General features: G+C 54.8%; 19 protein-coding genes. 5 read left to right on the forward strand and 14 right to left on the reverse strand.

What is annotated here, in order from left to right; genetic code table 11:
* Window positions 1-181: 181 nt before the first annotated feature.
* Complete coding sequence (locus tag EPD59_RS10840) at window positions 182-1,411, forward strand: MFS transporter (RefSeq protein ID WP_240731713.1); 1,230 nt, start codon at window positions 182-184, stop codon at window positions 1,409-1,411.
* A gap of 9 nt (window positions 1,412-1,420) precedes the next feature.
* Here the strand turns inward: EPD59_RS10840 and EPD59_RS10845 are convergent, their stop codons facing one another.
* A complete protein-coding gene (locus tag EPD59_RS10845) occupies window positions 1,421-2,143 on the reverse strand; it encodes a YihY/virulence factor BrkB family protein (protein WP_165963555.1) in 723 nt (240 codons plus the stop codon).
* Window positions 2,113-2,379 (reverse strand): hypothetical protein, encoded by a 267-nt coding sequence (locus EPD59_RS10850; protein WP_133272802.1) that lies wholly within the window; start codon window positions 2,377-2,379, stop codon window positions 2,113-2,115. Before EPD59_RS10850 ends, EPD59_RS10845 begins: the two co-directional genes overlap by 31 nt.
* A gap of 216 nt (window positions 2,380-2,595) precedes the next feature.
* Between EPD59_RS10850 and EPD59_RS10855 the strand changes: the two genes are divergently transcribed.
* Window positions 2,596-3,120 carry a DUF2062 domain-containing protein gene (locus tag EPD59_RS10855; RefSeq protein WP_133272803.1) on the forward strand — a complete coding sequence of 175 codons (525 nt, stop codon included), beginning with the start codon at window positions 2,596-2,598 and terminating at the stop codon, window positions 3,118-3,120.
* Window positions 3,121-3,130: 10 nt separating this feature from the next.
* Here the strand turns inward: EPD59_RS10855 and EPD59_RS10860 are convergent, their stop codons facing one another.
* From EPD59_RS10860 to EPD59_RS10885, 6 genes are all read right to left on the reverse strand, one after another.
* The gene (locus tag EPD59_RS10860; RefSeq protein WP_133272804.1) at window positions 3,131-3,718 is read right to left on the reverse strand and encodes an enhanced serine sensitivity protein SseB C-terminal domain-containing protein; all 588 of its coding nucleotides are present in this window, start codon (window positions 3,716-3,718) and stop codon (window positions 3,131-3,133) included.
* Window positions 3,719-3,726: 8 nt separating this feature from the next.
* A complete protein-coding gene (locus tag EPD59_RS10865; protein WP_133272805.1) occupies window positions 3,727-4,062 on the reverse strand; it encodes a hypothetical protein in 336 nt (111 codons plus the stop codon).
* A 171-nt stretch (window positions 4,063-4,233) separates the two neighbouring features.
* The gene (locus tag EPD59_RS10870) at window positions 4,234-4,659 is read right to left on the reverse strand and encodes a c-type cytochrome (protein WP_240731714.1); all 426 of its coding nucleotides are present in this window, start codon (window positions 4,657-4,659) and stop codon (window positions 4,234-4,236) included.
* On the reverse strand, window positions 4,656-5,354 hold the full coding sequence (locus EPD59_RS10875) for an SCO family protein (RefSeq protein ID WP_133272806.1): 699 nt from the start codon (window positions 5,352-5,354) through the stop codon (window positions 4,656-4,658). Before EPD59_RS10875 ends, EPD59_RS10870 begins: the two co-directional genes overlap by 4 nt.
* Window positions 5,351-5,788, reverse strand: a complete 438-nt coding sequence (locus tag EPD59_RS10880; protein WP_133272807.1) for a hypothetical protein — start codon at window positions 5,786-5,788, stop codon at window positions 5,351-5,353. Before EPD59_RS10880 ends, EPD59_RS10875 begins: the two co-directional genes overlap by 4 nt.
* 78 nt (window positions 5,789-5,866) lie before the next feature.
* Window positions 5,867-6,376, reverse strand: coding sequence for a DUF4112 domain-containing protein (locus EPD59_RS10885; protein ID WP_240731715.1), 510 nt, complete (start codon window positions 6,374-6,376; stop codon window positions 5,867-5,869).
* A gap of 190 nt (window positions 6,377-6,566) precedes the next feature.
* Here EPD59_RS10885 and EPD59_RS10890 point away from each other — a divergent pair, with 190 nt between their 5' ends.
* Window positions 6,567-7,556 carry an aldo/keto reductase gene (locus EPD59_RS10890; protein ID WP_133272808.1) on the forward strand — a complete coding sequence of 330 codons (990 nt, stop codon included), beginning with the start codon at window positions 6,567-6,569 and terminating at the stop codon, window positions 7,554-7,556.
* Between the two features lie 349 nt (window positions 7,557-7,905).
* Here the strand turns inward: EPD59_RS10890 and EPD59_RS10895 are convergent, their stop codons facing one another.
* Window positions 7,906-9,351 (reverse strand): diadenylate cyclase, encoded by a 1,446-nt coding sequence (locus EPD59_RS10895; protein ID WP_133272809.1) that lies wholly within the window; start codon window positions 9,349-9,351, stop codon window positions 7,906-7,908.
* Window positions 9,352-9,578: 227 nt separating this feature from the next.
* Between EPD59_RS10895 and EPD59_RS10900 the strand changes: the two genes are divergently transcribed.
* Window positions 9,579-9,827 (forward strand): hypothetical protein, encoded by a 249-nt coding sequence (locus EPD59_RS10900; RefSeq protein WP_133272810.1) that lies wholly within the window; start codon window positions 9,579-9,581, stop codon window positions 9,825-9,827.
* Between the two features lie 14 nt (window positions 9,828-9,841).
* Here EPD59_RS10900 and EPD59_RS10905 read toward each other — a convergent pair whose 3' ends face one another.
* A complete protein-coding gene (locus EPD59_RS10905; RefSeq protein ID WP_133272811.1) occupies window positions 9,842-11,071 on the reverse strand; it encodes a BaiN/RdsA family NAD(P)/FAD-dependent oxidoreductase in 1,230 nt (409 codons plus the stop codon).
* A 201-nt stretch (window positions 11,072-11,272) separates the two neighbouring features.
* Here EPD59_RS10905 and EPD59_RS10910 point away from each other — a divergent pair, with 201 nt between their 5' ends.
* Window positions 11,273-12,460, forward strand: a complete 1,188-nt coding sequence (locus EPD59_RS10910) for a cation:proton antiporter domain-containing protein (protein ID WP_133272812.1) — start codon at window positions 11,273-11,275, stop codon at window positions 12,458-12,460.
* Window positions 12,461-12,534: 74 nt separating this feature from the next.
* Here EPD59_RS10910 and EPD59_RS10915 read toward each other — a convergent pair whose 3' ends face one another.
* The 4 genes from EPD59_RS10915 to EPD59_RS10930 all read right to left on the reverse strand — a co-directional run bounded on the left by EPD59_RS10915 (window position 12,535) and on the right by EPD59_RS10930 (window position 17,710).
* Complete coding sequence (locus EPD59_RS10915) at window positions 12,535-13,860, reverse strand: DUF2254 domain-containing protein (protein WP_133272813.1); 1,326 nt, start codon at window positions 13,858-13,860, stop codon at window positions 12,535-12,537.
* Window positions 13,861-13,921: 61 nt separating this feature from the next.
* Complete coding sequence (locus EPD59_RS10920) at window positions 13,922-15,700, reverse strand: chloride channel protein (RefSeq protein ID WP_133272814.1); 1,779 nt, start codon at window positions 15,698-15,700, stop codon at window positions 13,922-13,924.
* Window positions 15,701-15,801: 101 nt separating this feature from the next.
* A complete protein-coding gene (locus EPD59_RS10925) occupies window positions 15,802-16,626 on the reverse strand; it encodes a mechanosensitive ion channel family protein (protein WP_133272815.1) in 825 nt (274 codons plus the stop codon).
* 169 nt (window positions 16,627-16,795) lie between these two features.
* Window positions 16,796-17,710, reverse strand: coding sequence for a DUF5694 domain-containing protein (locus EPD59_RS10930; protein WP_240731716.1), 915 nt, complete (start codon window positions 17,708-17,710; stop codon window positions 16,796-16,798).
* Window positions 17,711-17,835 lie beyond the last annotated feature (125 nt).

Below are 17,835 nucleotides of genomic sequence, written 5' to 3' on the forward strand. Positions count from 1 at the left end.
ACAAAAGGATACTACAAAGGTAGGCAGCCCAACGGCAGCAGCCGCAACCCTTTATGCGCTACCCCGTACCTGCGCTCCGTACCTTTGCACTGGTAGAAACAAAAGCTGCCAACAAAAGAGCCCCCAGCCGCTTTAAAGGTCTGTTGAACAGACGCAGTGAGCCTGGATTTACCCGCGTAGCGTGAAGAATGAAGTTGTGATTACTCAAAATAGAACCCAACACCCCACCCCCGTATTACCCCCAACTCAGGCTCCGCTCACAAGCGGACTCGTGTGGCTGATGGCCATTACCTGCGGCTTGGTGGTAGCCAATATTTACTACAACCAACCGCTGCTGGTCGAGATTGGCCGCACCTTTCAGGTATCGGATAGCCGGGTGAGCTGGGTTGCTACCATCACGCAGGTGGGCTACACGCTAGGGCTGCTGTTTGCCGTGCCCCTCGGTGATAAAGTAGAGCGCAAAGGGCTAATTCTGCTGCTGCTGCTGTGCGCAGCGGCTTGTTTGGCTGGCGCCGCCTTGGCTCCTTCATTCGTGGTGCTGGTGGCTGCTAGCCTCCTGATTGGCATTTTTTCGGCTGTGCCTCAGCTACTGGTGCCCATGGCTGCCTCACTGGCCACCGACGCCGAGCGGGGCAAGGTAGTAGGCAAAGTGATGAGCGGTTTGTTGATTGGTATTCTGCTTTCGCGCACTTTGAGTGGTTACGTAGGAGCACATTTTGGCTGGCGCACTATGTTTGGCGGCGGCGCCTTGATGATGCTGATGCTGGTGGCTATTCTGGCACTGCGGCTGCCTCGCAACCAACCATCGTTCACAGGGACCTACAGCAGCCTCATGAAGTCTTTGCTGACGCTGACCCGCGATTTGCCTACGCTGCGACGCTCCTCCTTAGTTGGCGCTTGTATGTTTGGCGGCCTCACGGTTTTCTGGACGACGCTGGTGTTTTTCTTGGAGGGTGAACCCTATTTTTATAAGAGTGATGTAGTCGGGTTTTTCGGGGTAATTGGCGCTTGTGGCGCCTTGGCGGCACCTTTAGCAGGCAAGCTGGCTGATAAGCGCGGCTCCGATTATGCCCTGAGTATGGGGATTCTGCTGGCGCTGGGTGCCTACCTGCTGCTGGGCCTGACTGGTGTGTATTTAACAGGACTAATCTTGGGAGTGATAATCCTGGATGTGGGCCAGCAGGTGACGCACATCTCCAATCAGTCCCGGATTTTCTCCCTGATACCCGAGGCCCGTAGCCGCCTGAATACAGTGTACATGACCAGCTCCTTTATTGGCGGGTCGTTGGGGTCGTTGGCGGGTGGCTTTGCGTGGGCGCATTGGCAGTGGCCGGGCGTGTGTGCTACGGGCCTGCTTTTCGTGGTAGCGGCCTTTCTGATTAACCGATTTTATGGTCGCACAGAAAGCTAGGGGACTTTTTTAGCCTTTAATCCGCCGCACGCCGTCGTCGCTGATATCAACTAAACGGTAGCGCACTGCCGATTTCTTAGGCCGAATATCCATACCCACATAATGGGCATACACCTTTGTGAAGCAAGCGCCGAAATAGAAGATCATCGCCGAATAAAACACAAACAGCAGCACAAGCACAATGCTGGAGGCGGGCCCATAGATGGGACCTAAGTTGCGCGGTACCAGTAGATAGCCAAGGATTAGCTCACCAATATCAATACAAACAGCCGTCAGAATTGCCCCCCGCAGCACGGCCCGCCAGGGAACATACGCACTGCTCAGGTTGCGGAACGTGACAGCAAACCAAGTGGACAGGATCAGCAATGAAGTCAGCAGGCTCAAGCCCTGAAATAAGTAGTAGCCGAATGTAGCGTCGAAGTCGCGGGTGTAGTCGGCTAGGAAGGCCAGCACGGCATCGGTCAGAAAGGCTAGCAGCGTAAGCAACGCCGTGGCCAGCAGCACGCCCAACGAGCGGACTCGCTCGTGCAGCACTTTGTGAAACTGACCCTCCGTACGCTGGGGGCGAACCTTCCAAAGCTGGTTGAGAGAGTGCTGAATAACGACGAAAAGGGTGGTGGCGATAAAAACTAAAAACGCTGACCCTAACCACGTCATCAGGCGGCTGCGCTCAATGTTGCTCACGTTTTGCAGAATCTGCTCTACCAAACCGGCCGCTGGATAGCCCAGCAAATTCGATATCTTTTGTAGCAGCAGCCCGCGCACCGTAGAGGCCGAATAAATGCCCCCAGCACCTGAATAAGAATAATGAGGATTGGCGGGAGGGCAAACGTGGTGAAAAAAGCCGTAGCCGCGCCCAAACGCAACGGGTCGTTGGCGCCCAACTCGCGGGCAGCACGCCGGAGCAGGACAAAAAAATCAGTCCAAACTTTGCGCCGGGGCTGACCCGGCTCGCGTACTTTTGCCAAGTGCCTCATCTCATCCTTGTGCGGCCACGCTATGTAGGCTCTCTACGGCGCTCATTGAGAATGCTAGCGATTTAGATAATAAACGAATTCACCTAGGCTACTTCCGGCTTTGAAAATGAAGTAAGCGGAAACAAAGCATAAAGCAACTTTCACGGGCTTCTTTTCTAGTAAATAAGCGTAGCTACCCAAGTCTTTCATCGTTAGTTGTAGTGCTGTATGAGTGAGCAAATAATTCCGCAGGCATCACCACCTACCACCGCTGCGCCGCCCCGAATGAGTTGGCTGCGCCGCAGGGTGCTGATGCCGTTGCTAGGCTTATTGCAGCAAGGACTTTCCCCTACGCAACTTGCCCTCACCGTTGCCTTAGGAGTTGTATTTGGACTTATACCGGTTTTGGGAGTAACCACGCTGTTCAGCACATTTGCGGCGGTAAGGCTGCGCCTGAATGTAGCGGCCTTGCTGCTCATCAGCCACCTGATGAGCCCTTTGCAACTGCTATTGCTCATTCCCTTGCTCCAACTCGGAGCCCGCGTGATTGGCGACGGAACGGATACGGAGCTAACCCTGACCCAGTTGCAGCACCTACTTACTACAGACTGGATGGAAGCGGCCCGTTTGCTCTGGCGCGCGACGCTGGGGGGCTTTTTACTGTGGCTGCTAGGCTCGGTGGTGTTAGTGCCAAGTCTGTTCTATGGGTTGCGGCCCGTGTTCGACCGGATAGCGCGCCAGAAGGCGAAGTAGCCCTTTCGGGCTACTCACTACGCTTATAGATGGGCTCATTCTGGTAGAAATAATGGCTCAGCGGCTCTTCCGACTCGGGGCTAATGATCACAATATCAACGAACTGATGGCCGGCGTCGAGGTGGTGCTGAATGACGGCGCCTATCTCTTGCAGAAACGAAGTATCATCGCCTTCCACTTCAAAGCCCAGCAGCAAACGAGCCGGCTCTGGGCTGTCAGGAAGCTGCATTTGGGCCAGATATATAGCGCGAATAAGCGGCTGATCGGCGGCATACGTGCTCAACGATTCTATCAGGGCCGTGGGCATATCGGCAGGCTGCCCCAGGAGAACCTGCGTATCGGGTGGAATTTGGTGGGCGGGGGCCTCAAACAAATGGCCAGCCAATAAATCCTCTAGCTCGTTGGCCATCAACAGCTTGCCTAAGCTGGAAAATGGGTTTAGGGCACAATCGGCCCCTTTTACCATTTGAAACAAATCGAAGCCCGACAACCGCAGGTAAGGTACTTCCTCCTTTACAACGCTGCTATCGAAAATGCGTCCTGGTGACGTAAAAACCGGAATTTTGCCATCGTGCAATACCTGCAACTGCACTTCCATATTCTCCGTTACGGGAATTTCGCCCCCGGCTCGCCTTCCTTGGGCTGGGTGAGCACCAGTACATCTTCCTGCAACAAAGCCTGGTAGAAACCGGGGCGCGCATCGGGGTCGGCGGCAGCGTGCAAAAGCATCTCTTCCAGGCGATTGACGGGCTCGAAGGAAGGCATAGGGGGCGGTGGGGGCGGCAGTACCGGAGCCGGCGGTGGGGGCGCTACGGGCGAGGTAAAATTCGAGCCTTTATAGCGGGGGCCAGCGGCCGGCGTAGTGCTGGCAGGAGTAGCATCGGCCGGCGCCTGGGGTTGGATAGGTTGTTTTTTGGATTTCAGAAAGTCGAACAGACCCATAGCACTAAAGAAATTTGAGATGGCAAGCTAAGGAGGAAAGCTGAGGATAATCGTGAAAAATAGGGGTAATCATCGGCTCGAAGAATACAGTATTGGGTATCAAACTTATAGATCAATTCAACGGAGCGGTTTTGCCCCAGCACTACTCCACTTATTGAATGCAGACGGCAGCTACTGCCCGTCGCTGCCGGCGCAGGCCTGAAGCTGGTTTGATACTTCCCGAATGGTGAATGGCTTCCCTTTATTACCCCAGGACGACTGCACAAAGTTCAGTAGGTTGGTAATTTCGGAATCCGTGAGGTCTTGATGGCCGGGCATCACTTGGTTGAAGGCAATACCATTGACCACCATGGGGCCATTAACTCCACGGCGCACCAAGCAGGCTAGAAAGTTGCGGTTTTCAGCCACGTAGTCGGCGCCGGCTACGGGGGGAATAAGGCGTTTCAGCCCTTGGCCTTCATCGCCGTGGCAGTGAGAGCAGTGCGTAGCGTAGAGGCGGGCACCGGCATTCTGACGATCAGTGAAGCAGCCCGCAGCCATTGTCCCGGCCGCCAAAAAGCCCCCCAGTCGCAACAAATCTGCCGCGCGCCACCTCATAGAGCAGCTTGGGAAGCATTTTCAGCTTCTTCTTTCAAGAGTACGGGCAAGTCTTCCATGAGGCGCGCGACTTCAGCGGGATTCATGCCATCATAGAGGCCCCGCACGCGGCGCTTGGAGTCAACGAGGGTAAATGCTCCACTGTGTGCGAAACCCCCAGCTACCTTATCGTCTTTTTCGGCCGGCACATAATAGGCCCGGGCGAGGCTGAAAATGGTATCGTGAGAGGCGGTAGCGAAGTGCCAGCGGCTAGCATCCTTAATACCCAGGCGTTGGGCATAATCGCGTAGCACGGCTACTGAATCGTGGGCCGGATCGATGGTGTGAGACAGGAAAAGCACCCGCGGATCATCCTTGAACTTCTCGTACACGCGTAGCATTTCGCTCTGCATTTTGGGGCAGATGCTCGGGCAGGTAGCGAAGAAGAAATCGGCCACATACACCTTATTTTTGAAGGTGTCGTTGGTGATGGTGGCGCTGTCTTGGTTGGTAAGCGTAAAGCTGGGAATGGTAGCGTAGAGCGTGTCAGCCGGGCCGCCATTGGTGCTGGGTACTACCTCACGCTCACCTAGATACGGCAGACGGTCAACAGCAGCAGTATCAGGTTGGCTTTGGCAGGCTGCGAGCAGGAGCAGGGCGCTGCTGCCCACTAATATAGTGGCCCGACGTGCGCAGGCTATGAGAGAAGATATCATTTGGTGGATGAATTAGACGAGTTACCAGCCTTTGTACCAAGCACCAGGCGAGCCGAATCGATACTGTTGCGCATAAGGCGACCCACAGAATCGATTTTGTGCTCCTGAGCGGCAAAATAAGCCATTACCTGCTCGTGCGCCACCGTGTCGGCGGGCCGGCGGTACTGGTGCATCCAGCCCATCATAGCAGCATCGGCACGGAGTAGAGCGCGGCGCCGCCGACCAGCTTCGGTGGTATCGGGCAGCGTGGCTCGCTGAAGCTGCTGGCGTAGCGTATAGAGCTGATCCATTTGGGCCATAAACTCATCGTGCTTGGCCATGACGGCTTTTTCAGCGGCTTCAGCCTGCTGCTCCTCGCTTTGCAGCGACAAGCAGGACGAAAGCAGCAAAGCGCCCAGCAGGGAGCCAAAAGAGGTTGATTGGAGGAATTTCACAAGGCAAAAGTACGGCACGAATGCTTGCGCTGTGCCTATTTACCTTACTAACAAGTCAACCACCAAAAACTCTCCCAACTACCACCAGTTTTGCCCCCCATACGTCCACAGCCAGTCTACCCCCACCCACAGGCCCCACGCCATCAGGCCAAAAATGATGAGCATACCCACCAGCACCACCGCCAGCAGCCCCTTGCCACTGCCTTGGTATTTGCCCTCGGCATAATGGCGGCGCAGCAGGCGTACGTTGCGGTCGTTGGCCTTATAGGCGAAGTCAAAAATGTTGCCCAGCACCGGAATGGCCCCAATAATGGTATCGAGCAGGATATTGAGTACCATGCGAATAACTAGGCTACCGCTGGCCCCGTGGCGCATCATGGTCAGCACCAGTGCCCCCGATACGGCCATACTCGTTAGGTTGCCAACCACGGGCAGCAGACTCAAAATGGGGTCGAGGCCGAAGCGAAAGCGCGTGCCAGGCAGTGTAAACTGGCTGTCCATGAGATGAGCAATGCTCTGCACCCAGCGCAGGCGCTCGTCCGTTTCAAAAGGTTGATCTACTGATCTGGGGGGCATTTTGGGTTGCATAGGGAGAGAGATTTAATCGTTAAACGAAAGAACGGCGCGAGTGGGTGCTTTCAGGAAATGAGTGCAGGTGAGCAGGCTCGCTGACGATGAGAAAGCCAAATTTTATCCTCGCCAAATTTAGCCTCGGCGGCCTTTATCTGCGTTAGGCTTTTCATCTACTCACACCACTTCTTACCTAACAAAAAACGCTATGCAAACGCGCACATTAGGCCGCTCCGGTCTGGCAGTTTCAGCCCTGGGTTTGGGCTGCATGGGTATGTCCGATTTTTACGGAAAGCGCGATGATGAGCAGAGTATGCGCACTATTCATCGTGCTCTGGAACTGGGAGTTACCTTCTTTGATACGGCCGATATGTATGGGCCGTACACCAATGAAGAATTGGTAGGTCGCGCTCTGCGCGCCCGGCGCGCCCAGGCTGTCATTGCTACCAAATTCGGTATCCAGCGCGACCCGAACGACCCGACCAAACGAGGCATAAATGGCAGCCCCGAATACGTGCGTCAAGCTTGTGAAGGCAGCTTACGCCGCCTTGGTACCGAATACATTGACCTTTATTATCAGCACCGTGTCGACCCGAATACGCCCATTGAAGAGACGGTCGGGGCGATGAGCCGGTTGGTGGAAGAAGGCAAGGTGCGCTACCTGGGGCTTTCCGAAGCCGCCGCTGATACGGTGCGCCGGGCTAATACTGTGCATCCCATTGCGGCTCTGCAAAGCGAATACTCACTCTGGAGTCGTGACCCCGAAGATGGGGTGTTGGCTGCTTGTCGCGAATTAGGCGTCAGTCTGGTAGCATACAGCCCGTTGGGCCGGGGTTTTCTGACGGGCCAGATTCAGCGCTTTGAGGATTTGGACGCAGATGATTACCGCCGAAACACGCCTCGTTTTCAGGGCGAAAACTTCCAGCGCAACCTCGATGTAGTTGCGCGCATTAAGGAAATGGCGGCGCAGAAAAATTACACCCCAGGTCAACTGGCACTCGCGTGGGTTCTGGCTCAGGGCGACGACATCGTACCGATTCCCGGCACCAAGCGCATCGAATATTTGGAGGAAAACCTGGGTGCGCTGGAGGTCCGGCTATCCGCGTCCGAACTAGCCCAGATAAACGAAATTGCCCCCCAGAGCGCTATCGCCGGATTGCGTTATCCGGAAGCGATGATGGGTAGTGTAAATGGCTGATTAACACCTAGCAGAATATTAGCGTATGAAGCTAGACTTGAGATTAGTTTATGCGTGACTTGTCTTCCCGTAAGTACTTCCTCAAAGCGCGAATGACTAAGTAAAGTACATAGACTCCTAAGAAGAACATGCCTAGCATAAAGAGTTGCCAGATCCTCATGAACTGCATTACATCAAAAAGGAGAAGAGTAAATTTTTGCATAAGAATTAGTCTGAATCATGTTTCGATTCGCCTTGCTACGGAGCTTGGCGGAAGGTACCTTTTATTTGGTTCAGGTTGCTGAACAATGATCAATAGGATAAAATCAGAAGGGCGAAATGATAATTTCATTTCGCCCTTCTGATTTTATTAGCTCACTGGCGGCAGCAGATCAATCAGGCCGTCTTCGCTGACTACTACAGCCAGCACAGGGTACTGGCTGCTTTCCACGTAACGTAAGGCAGAGTTGTAGCGGGAGCCGCGAGAGGAGTCGCCTTTGGCGGTGGCTAGGCCGTCGAGGATGGCGCCGATGGCATGGCAGATTCCGTTTTGATCTACGAGTACGGCCCCATCAATATTCGTGACCAAGCGGAGAATGGCGGGCGTCATTAGGCGAGGTGCAACCCGAAAACACTGGCGGGTGAGGCGTTGGGCTTCCTGCGCCGCACCCGCAGAAATCACCAGAATGGTGCCGGTCGACTGGGTGCTGGCTTCCTGGGTGAGCCGCCACAGATACGCAATACCGGCATCAAGCAGTTCGGGCCACTGCAAGCGCACGGCATGCGCAAAATTATCGGCATCGACGCGGCCTTGGGGCAGGCGGGGGGAGTTCGACACCACCTTCATCATAATATGATCGGCGTGCGTCAGCTCCCAGCTATAGTGCTTGGTAAAGTGCACCATAAACAATGGCTCGTAGCTCGGGTGCGTTTCCTCTACCAGATAACCTAAGCCAAAGACATGCGTGGCATCCGTAATCAGCGCCGTGTTGTCTTCGCTCAGCTCCAACAGCTTCCGAATGGAGCGGTGGTCACGCAAGGTAATAGGCGTTTCGAGGGTCAACACGGGCACGATGGCGGGGTGATGGCGGCGCGCCACAATCATCAGCCCAATACCATCGTCGCCTTCGTGCCGAAGCGCGGCCACGCCGTTGCAGGCATCATACAGGCCGTGGGTGCCGGCCGCCGCCCGCAGCATAAAGCGCCGACCAGCAGCGCGTAGCATCTCGTTATAGTCACGGTCGAGGACGGGGTGGGCGTCGTCGGAATCGGACTCGCGCAGGGCCCGGGCACAATCCTGCAAAAACTCTTGCACTGCCGCGGCCAGCAAGGAGTTAGCGCGGGCCACAATCTTGTCGGGCAGGGCATAATAGCCGTGGTAAGCTTCGGAGGAAAGCTGCAAGACCACGAGCACCAGATAACCATTAAAGCTGACCGGCAGTGAGCAGAAGGAAATCCGCGGCATCGGCTCGGGGGGCATTTCATTCAGTGTCAGCTCCGTAGCTTGGCGGAGCAACTCGTACCAACGCTGCTTCTCAAAGCGGTCTTGGTCAGTGGGGTGCAGGTGATAGACGACTTCACGCGGCCCTTCGGCCGATTCTAGCGCCGCCGCGCGCACCTTCACTTCCGTGAATTCTGAGCTGGGGTAGCGGTGGTTGGCGGGCTCAATTACGACGGCTTGTGGCTCGTCGGGTTCTTTCGCCGAGGCCAGACCGAGTAAAAAAACTTCGGGCTTTAAATTTCTATCCAGCAGATTAAAGACGCCTTCGGCAAACAGCTGGGCCGAGACGCGAAACAGACTTTGGTGCTCCCACATAGGGTAATTTGGGCGGTCAGGAGAAGGGAAGGGGCGGAAAACATTACGGAGTACGCGAAAAAGCCCCCCAGGGTGGTGTAAACAGGCGGCAACATTCCGGCCAGATTAAGGCAACATCCCACCGCCAACCTATGTTATAGTCATTATACTGAGGATGGTTCAGCATTGGGAAACTCTCGCCAATCCAGTATCTTCACAATACCGCTCATCCCATAGCTGCCACTGCCATGTTTGTTGATTTACTGCTGGGCTTTTTGTGCGCTATGTCGTTCCTGCCCCTCACCACCGGGTACTGCGCCCACAGTTATGGCCGTTCGTTCTGGCTGTGGTTTGCGTTGGGCTGGGTGTTGCCGATTGTCTCGTTCTTCCTGCTTTTCGCCCTGATCTGCCGCAAGCAGCTAAATCCCGGCGAGTGCCTCCTAGACGAAGCCAAAGCCATTCTGGCCGAAGCTGAGCAAAAGGCCATTAATAAGTAACGCAGGTTTCCTCGCTATGCCAGCTGCTTTGCAATGGCATTGGCTGCCCAAGCGCCCGTGCTAAAGCAGCCTTGCAGCAAATAGCCGCCCGTGGGCGCTTCCCAATCTAGCATCTCGCCAGCCACAAAGGTGCCGGGCCGCCGATGCAGCATCAGGTTTTCATCTAGCTCTTCCCACGCAACGCCGCCCGCGGTGCTAATGGCCTCATCCAACGGCCGCAGACCACTCACGGGCAAGGGTAACTCCTGAAGCAACTGGGCCAGACTTTCGGGTGAACTGGTAAGGGTTCCGGGTGATGCTACTTCGCGCAAAAGAGTTGGAATGGGTGGCCCTAAGCTTAAGGTCTGCTGCAAAAAAGCCCCCCATGATTTGCTGCCGCGCGGTTTGCTGAGTTTTTGTAGGAGCTGGTCATGCGTCAGGTCTGGCTTGAGGTTAAGCCACAGCATTGCCGGCTGTTCGCGGCTGAGCGCCGCGCGTAAGGCCGGCGTGAGGGCGTACACTGGCGTGCCTTCTACGCCGTACTCGGTTAGCATTAGCTCGCCGCGCATGGTTTGGCCTTCGCAGGTCAGGGCAATGTTTTTGAGCGGAGTGCGGCTCACCTTTTCCTTAAAAAAAGCCCCCCAGGCTATTTCTGCGCCGCAGTTGGAGGGAGCGAATGGAGTGCAGCGCACTCCTATTTCTGAAAAGGCCGCCGTCCAGCCGCCGTCGGAGCCGGTTTTGGCCCAGCTTGCTCCACCTAGTGCCAGCACCACCGCTGGGGGGCAAATTTCGAATACTTCGTTGGTCTGCTCATTGCGCAGGAGCAGGCCGTTGGGTGAGTCTGGCACGAAGCCCAGCCAGCGGTGCCGCGTTTTGATAACTACGCCTAATGCTGCCAGCCGCGTCAGCCAGGCACGGAGTAGTTGGGCGGGTTTGTAGTCAGCCGTGGGAAATATGCGGCCGCTGCTGCCCACAAAGGTTGCTACGCCCAAATCGCCAGCCCAGGCGCGCAGCTGTTTGGGGCCAAAGTGGGTGAGAAAGGTAGCAAATAGCTCGTAGTGAGCGCCATACCGCTTGCCAAAGGTGGGCAGCGGCTCGCTGTGCGTCAGGTTGAAGCCGCCGTGTCCGGCTACCAAAAACTTGCGCCCCACGGTAGCTTGCGCGTCATACACCGTTACGCGGTGGCCATCCTCTGCCAAATGCTGAGCGGCCAGCAAGCCCGCCGGGCCGCCCCCGATGATGGCGATGCTGGGATGATCAGACATAAAAGCAAAGTAGAAAGTAGCAGCCGGCAAGATACGACCTTGTGCCACGCCATTCGTGCCTTCGCTCCGCCCATTTGCTGTCCAATCTGGCTCTGTGTCTCTTGCAAGAGACACTTAACTCGCTATCTTACCCGCTTTCGGACTCATTCAAATCCCAACATCAACGTATAGGAGAGAGTCCTGTTCACTCATTTCCACCGCATGGGTCCATATACTATCCTCATTGGCTTAAGTTTGGCCGTCGTCTTATCTTACCTCTTCGACCTAGCGGCAAGGGCCACCAAAGTGCCGTCGGTGCTGATGCTGCTGTTTACTGGTATTGCGCTGAAGCAGGCTGCCGACTATGGCGATGTTGGTGTTCTAATTCCGAAAGTTGTACTAGAGATCTTCGGTATTATTGGGTTAATACTCATTGTGTTGGAAGGCGCCCTCGATTTAAAGATTAATCGCGAAAAGGCCCCCCTAATTCGACGTTCCTTCGCTGCGGCCGCGCTTATCCTTGTAGTACAAGCCCTTATTATTGCCGAGTTGCTTCAGCTTTATTTGGGTGTCTCATTCCAGACCTGTTTAATAAATGCGGTGCCGCTGGCCGTGATCAGCTCAGCCATCGCTATCCCGAGCGTATCTAGTTTAGGCGGAGAGAAACAAGAGTTTATTGTCTACGAAAGCACTTTTTCAGATATTCTGGGCATCATGCTCTTCAATTTTGCCTTGCAGGATAACTTCGCGCAGGGTATATCCATTGTCACGTTTCTGCGGGATGTCATAGCCGTTTCGATAGTGGCTGTAATTAGCACGGCCATACTGGCATTTATGCTTGACCGCATCCGCCTGCACATTAAGTTCTTCCTGATTTTCGCCTTTCTGGTCCTGATCTATAGCCTTGCCAAAAAGCTGCATCTGTCGTCCCTGCTGCTGGTACTCGCCTTCGGGCTAGCAGTAAATAACGCCGAACTCTTTCTCAAAGGCCCTCTCAAGCGCCTGCTGCACCCTGAGCGCCTTACCGAAGAGCTGCATCAATTCAAAAGCATTACGGCCGAGTCGGCTTTCCTGATTCGTACTTTCTTTTTCCTACTGTTTGGCTACTCGATTAGCCTCACTAATCTTATCAGCGTCACGCTGTTGTGGCAGGGGCTGCTGATAGTAGGGGTGCTCACACTGATCCGCTTTTTCTACCTACGCTACATCGCCAAATCAGACCTGATACCCGAGCTGTTCATTGCTCCCAAAGGCTTGATTTCCATTCTGTTATTCTACAGCATTCCCGAGGCTCATCTTATTGGACAAGTCAGCGAAAACATGCTGTTTGTTGTGATTCTCCTGACAGGGTTGCTCATGATGGTTGGCTTGCTGCTGGCGCGTAAAGAGCCGGAACTAGGCGAGTACTGATACACTAGTTGCGACTCAACTGGTTGCAATCATTAGAGTTGAGTGCGCTCTATGCTCTTAAAAACTCAGGTTGGTTAGTCCTTGTCCAGCCGCCAAAGGTCGGCTAAGCGGTCCCGTACTTGGCTGCGCTCGTACTCCGTTTGCAGCGTGCGTGTGGCTGCCTCCCCAATCAACGCACCTTGCTGGCGCAATACTTTGTTTCGCTCAGGAGCCTGAGTACGTTGCTTGATGGTAGCCAATGCAGTGAGCAGGTGCAAGTATATGGCCACATTACCGTCGGCACAGACCCTTATCTGGTCAAATGCGGTGGTTACAAACTGCTCGAAGGAGGAACGTATAGCTATTACGCGCACACGGTCCATGTCTGTTCGAAGCGAGCTGGCTAAACTTCGGTCGGCCAGTTGAGCCAGCAAGGCACCAAGGTAGTCGACACTAATGATGGCAGTAGTTGTGTCATTAATACCCGGCGAGAGAGCTTTTAGAGCAATATCCACTATTTGCCGCAGCCCAAAGCCAACATCTTGTTTGATGGTTCGCTGGCTACCTATTCCAAAAGCAGCATTAACCCGAGCAGATAGCTTTGCGTTGAGGGTCAGCGTCTTTTTCTGAGAGCTCGCAACTGATACCAAGGCCGATCCACGGGCTACGAAGCCACCGATGCCGTGCTCCATTCGTACCACGCCATCTAGGTCACAGGCTACCTCCATGAGAGTGTTTTCATCCACACTCTGCACGTAGCCATTGGTGCGCGAAGGCACTCCCAACCATATCATTTGACCGGCTTGCCGAAGTAAATCGTGTTTCTCATCGGGGCCTGCCTCTTGCCCCAACTGGTCAGCAAATAGACGCTTGATGGCGGCTTCGGTTTCCTCAGTAGCGTTGCGCACAATGTTGGATGCCTGAATAGAGGAAGCTATGTGATGAATAAAGAAGATTAATACACCAATACTAACCAAGGCTAGTACCAATCCCATCAGTACCGCCAGGGAAGGAATAAAGCTGCCTTCGTCGCCACCCCGGATAGTGCGCAGCACAATGAGGCAGTACACGAAAATGCTGACAAAGAAGCCCAGTACCATCTGATTGGCCCGGTCGCTCATGAAGTTGCGCAGTACCCGCGGGGTGTATTGGCTGGATACCTGCGCCAGTGTGCTCAGCGTAAGCGAGAAAATCAGACCAGCCACCGTAATCATGGAGCCGGCAATGGCCGTGAGCACACCGCGCGCGCCGTCGGAGCCCGCCCCAAACAGCAACGGGTATTCCTCCAGCCAGTCGTGCTCAATGCGTAAATCGATGAACACCAAAGCAAAAGCCAGCAAAATGGCCCCCGCGACCATCAGGGTTGGAATAAACCATAAGCTGGCATCCAGATTCAGCCAAAGCGCGCGGAGTCGGTTCATACCATGGTAGGTACTGCCGAGTATAGGCTAGGGTTGTTGCTTACTACTAAGTTGAAGGCTGTTACTCGATTTCCTTGAGCAGTTGCCGCCGATAGTTGGCCAGAATGGTAGACTTAAGCAGAAAGCCTAAGTATAGGCCATTGCGAACCACGGGCAGTGCCCAGGCATCATGATGCTCCATTTCGCTGAGCGTATCAAGCAAGCTATCCTCGGGTTGAACCACGGCCACGGGAGGCGTCATCAGGTCGCTGACGTAGGTGGTGGTGTAGTGCTCGTCGTCGAAGAGGGCGTCACGCACGGTGTCGAGGGAGACGATGCCCACGAGTTTGTTGTCTGCATCGACTACCGGAAACAGGTTGCGGGTGGCATGACGGAAAATATCAACCAACTCGCCCAAGGTAGTTTCAGGATGCACGGGCACGAAGTCGTTCTGAACTAAGGAAAGTGGCTCCAGCTGCGCGAGCAGGCCTCGGTCGCGGTCGGCGTGCATATGCACACCACGCTGCACCAGCTTGCGGGTGTACACTGAGTAAGGCTCGAAGTATTTGGTAATCAAATACGAGCTGGACGTAACCACCATCAGCGGCACAAACAAGGCGTAACCGCCGGTAATCTCGGCAATCAAGAAGATGGCCGTGAGCGGAGCGTGTACCACGCCGGCCAACGTGCCCGCCATGCCCAGCACCACAAAATGCACCTCCGACACGGGATACCAGCCGCTCATATTAATCAGGCGGGCCAGTAAAAAGCCCCCCAGCGCCCCCGTAAACAAGGACGAGCCGAACATGCCGCCATTCCCTCCCGAGCCGATGGTGACGCAGGTAGCAAATACCTTCAGCAACATGCTGCTGGCTACTACCAACAGCAATAGCCACACGTTCTCGTCGCGGTAGACGGCGAAAATGGAGCCTTCTACTAACCCTTCGGGTCGGCCATTAAGTAGCATTTCCACAATGTTGTAGCCTTCGCCGTAAAGCGGCGGAAACAAAAACACCATAATGCCCAGCGTAAAGCCGCCAAAAACGACCTTACGAAAGGTGCCCGGAAACCGCTCAAAATACTTGTCAGATGCGAAATAGATGCGAATCATGTACACCGACAGCAGCGCAGTGAACAAGCCGAGCATCAGGTAGGAGGGCACGGCTTCTACGGGCCAAGTGGTGGTAATCAGCACGAAGGGCTGGCCGGCGTAGAGCGCCTTTGAAACTACGGTGGCTGTAGCGGAGGAAATAAGCAGGGGAATAAAAAACGGAGCCGACAGCTCCGAGAGAATTACCTCTACTGCAAACAGCACGCCCGCAATGGGGCTGTTGAAGATGGCTGCCACGCCCGCCGCCGCACCGCAGCCCACCAGCAGGCGCCGCTCGCGGCGGCCCACTCGCAGAATGCGCCCAATATTAGAACCCAACGCCGAACCCGTAACCGAAATAGGCGCCTCCAGACCCGCCGAGCCGCCAAACGTGACCGTCAGGAAAGAGCTAATGGCTTGTGAATACAGCTTGCTGCGCGGCACCACGCTGCCCTGGCGGGCAATGTTATACAGAATGGGCCCGATGCCCCGGCTCAGCGTGCCGCCCAGCGCGTAGCGCGTAAACAGCACCGTGAGCCCAATGCCAAGCATGGGATACAGGAAGAGGGCAAAAACCCTGTTTTCCTCCGGTACCCAAGAATAAAGTAGATTCTGGGCCCAATGAACAGATCCTTTGAGTGCTACCGCCGCCAACCCCGCCCCCAGTCCGACCAGCACGCTCACCAGAATCAGGTAAACCCGGTCGTTGACGTGGCGTAGTCGCCACAGCAACAAAGGGCCTAATAAACGGTGAAAAACACTTTTCGGCATGATAAACGACAACTACAAGCAGCGCTCAACCCGCAAGAAACCGGCCACTAATACAAGGTACACGCAATATCAGGAATAAGCAGCCTCAAGCGGACTACAGGTTAATTAGCACCCGAAACGGCGTATCCATCAGCTACCAGCATGGCTTTGCTGCCCTTTAGCAGCGCGCTTTTCAGCTCCAGCGTGCCGCGGCGGTACTCCTCGGAATAAGCCCAGAGAAATACACGCAGGTCGGCGGAGGTACTGGTCATTTTCTCCACAATGATGTAGGGAGAGTGAGGGTCCTTCGTTTCAACACCTTTGTGGCTGCTCACGTACTGAAGCAGTTTCTCTTCAATCTGATCAGAGGACGTTTCGGTGCCCATATCGACGCTGATCAGGAAGTCTTGCCGAATGAAGCCGTCGCGGGTGTAGTTGGTAAGGGGCTCGCGTAGCACAAGGGCATTGGGCAGAAAGATGTGCTTGCCATCGAAGGTCTTAATGAGAGTAGTGCGCAGATTCAGCGCTTCTACCTCGCCCATCAGGTCCTTTACCTGCACCGTATCGTGAATACGAAACGGACGGTTGAAGGCCAGTACTACGCCGGCCAGAAAGTTCTCGGCAATGTCTTTCAGGGCAAAACCCACGATGAAAGCCGACAGCCCGGCCCCAGCCAGCAGCCCACTGGCCACCCCCGACAGCCCCAGTACGTGCATGGCCAGCAGAACCCCCGTTAGCAGGAGAGCCCAGCGAGTGAAGTTGGTCAGAAAATCGGCCAGGAGCGCGTCGTGGGAGCGTTTTCGGAGTCTGGTTCCAAGTAGTTGGCTTACGTGGTTGGCAATGGCCACCCCAATGGCTAGCACGATCAGGGCAATAAGGAACTTAGGAAGTAGGTGCAAAAATTGGTGCCAATAGTCGCGCAGCACCCCATTCAATTCGTCGAGCATAGGGGAGAGTAAAAAACAAAATTTGCCCCCCAACTGGCGCTGGGGGGCATTTTTAGAAGACCGAACAACTCTCTGTACGGGAAGCGCTGGCCAGAAGGTTAGGATTTGCCCCCCGCCAGCTTATCTCACCCGCTGCAATGACGGCCCAAAACTGCGCAGCCTTGCTGATTTAGGAAGCAGGAGTGGTGGCTGCTTTTTTAGGCTTGAGGTATTTCGTCGCCTTTGTTTTTAGATAGGTGGAGGCGGGCACCACATGATAATTCGGGTTGACCGCAAACAGCTCCTGCTGCACACCCACGTGGTTTTGGCCTAAAATCACCATTACGCGCTTGGCCTGCGTTTTCTGCTGGGCCCGCAGAATATTGGAGTAGATTTTCAGGTTACGGTTGTAGAACAAGCTGATGTAGTGGGCGCCGATGTAGGCCGTATCCACTTTGCCTAAGTCATTGGTATTGGTGCCGGTAGCAGAAAACCCGCCATTGGTTACCATCGCCGGGTTGTTGAACACCACGCGGTGACTCATTGCTACCAAATCGGGGTGGTTGGCCAGGGCGATGTAATCATAAACCGAGAGGCTGTCGTGCTGGGCCAGGCGATGCAGGGGGCGCGAAGTGACCTGCATTTCCTTCAGCCCTTTGTTGAAGTAGTCGATGTTGTCGCCAGAGTTTAGCAGCGATTGGGAGGTGGAGGCGTAGTAGTCGATGCAGGAAGGGCTGGGGAGGTTCAGTTGCTTGGCCATCACAAAGCCTACCTGATAACGTTCGCTTCGGCCGGTGCCTTCGGGCAGCGTCGAGAAATCAAGCTTTCCATCGCGGTACAGGGCATACAAGCTATCTATACGGCCTTGTTCCGAAGGCTCGGCTTCAATCATAATAGCGTCAGGCCGGAACTTGAGTAAATGCTCCCGCAACTTTGCTACTTCTGCTTGCTTCTTGGGGTTGAGCACATCCGACTGCGGCTCCTTATTGTAAATTCCCGCTAAATGAACAAAGCCGACTACCATAATTTCCGTCCCGTCTTTCTTGCTGTCCTGAGCCTGAACTTGAGCAGATAGAAGTGGTAGAACGAAGCTGAGTAATCCCATTAATTTGTGAGAAAAGCGGCTTTGCAGTGGATATAGTAACATGAGATAGAAGGGTGGTTAAGGTTCGCTACAAATAAAGTATACAGTACCTTGTAAAGCAAGCTACCGATTTAATAAATATTGTA

The organism is Hymenobacter radiodurans, assembly GCF_004355185.1.
In the GTDB taxonomy this organism is placed as follows: domain Bacteria; phylum Bacteroidota; class Bacteroidia; order Cytophagales; family Hymenobacteraceae; genus Hymenobacter; species Hymenobacter radiodurans.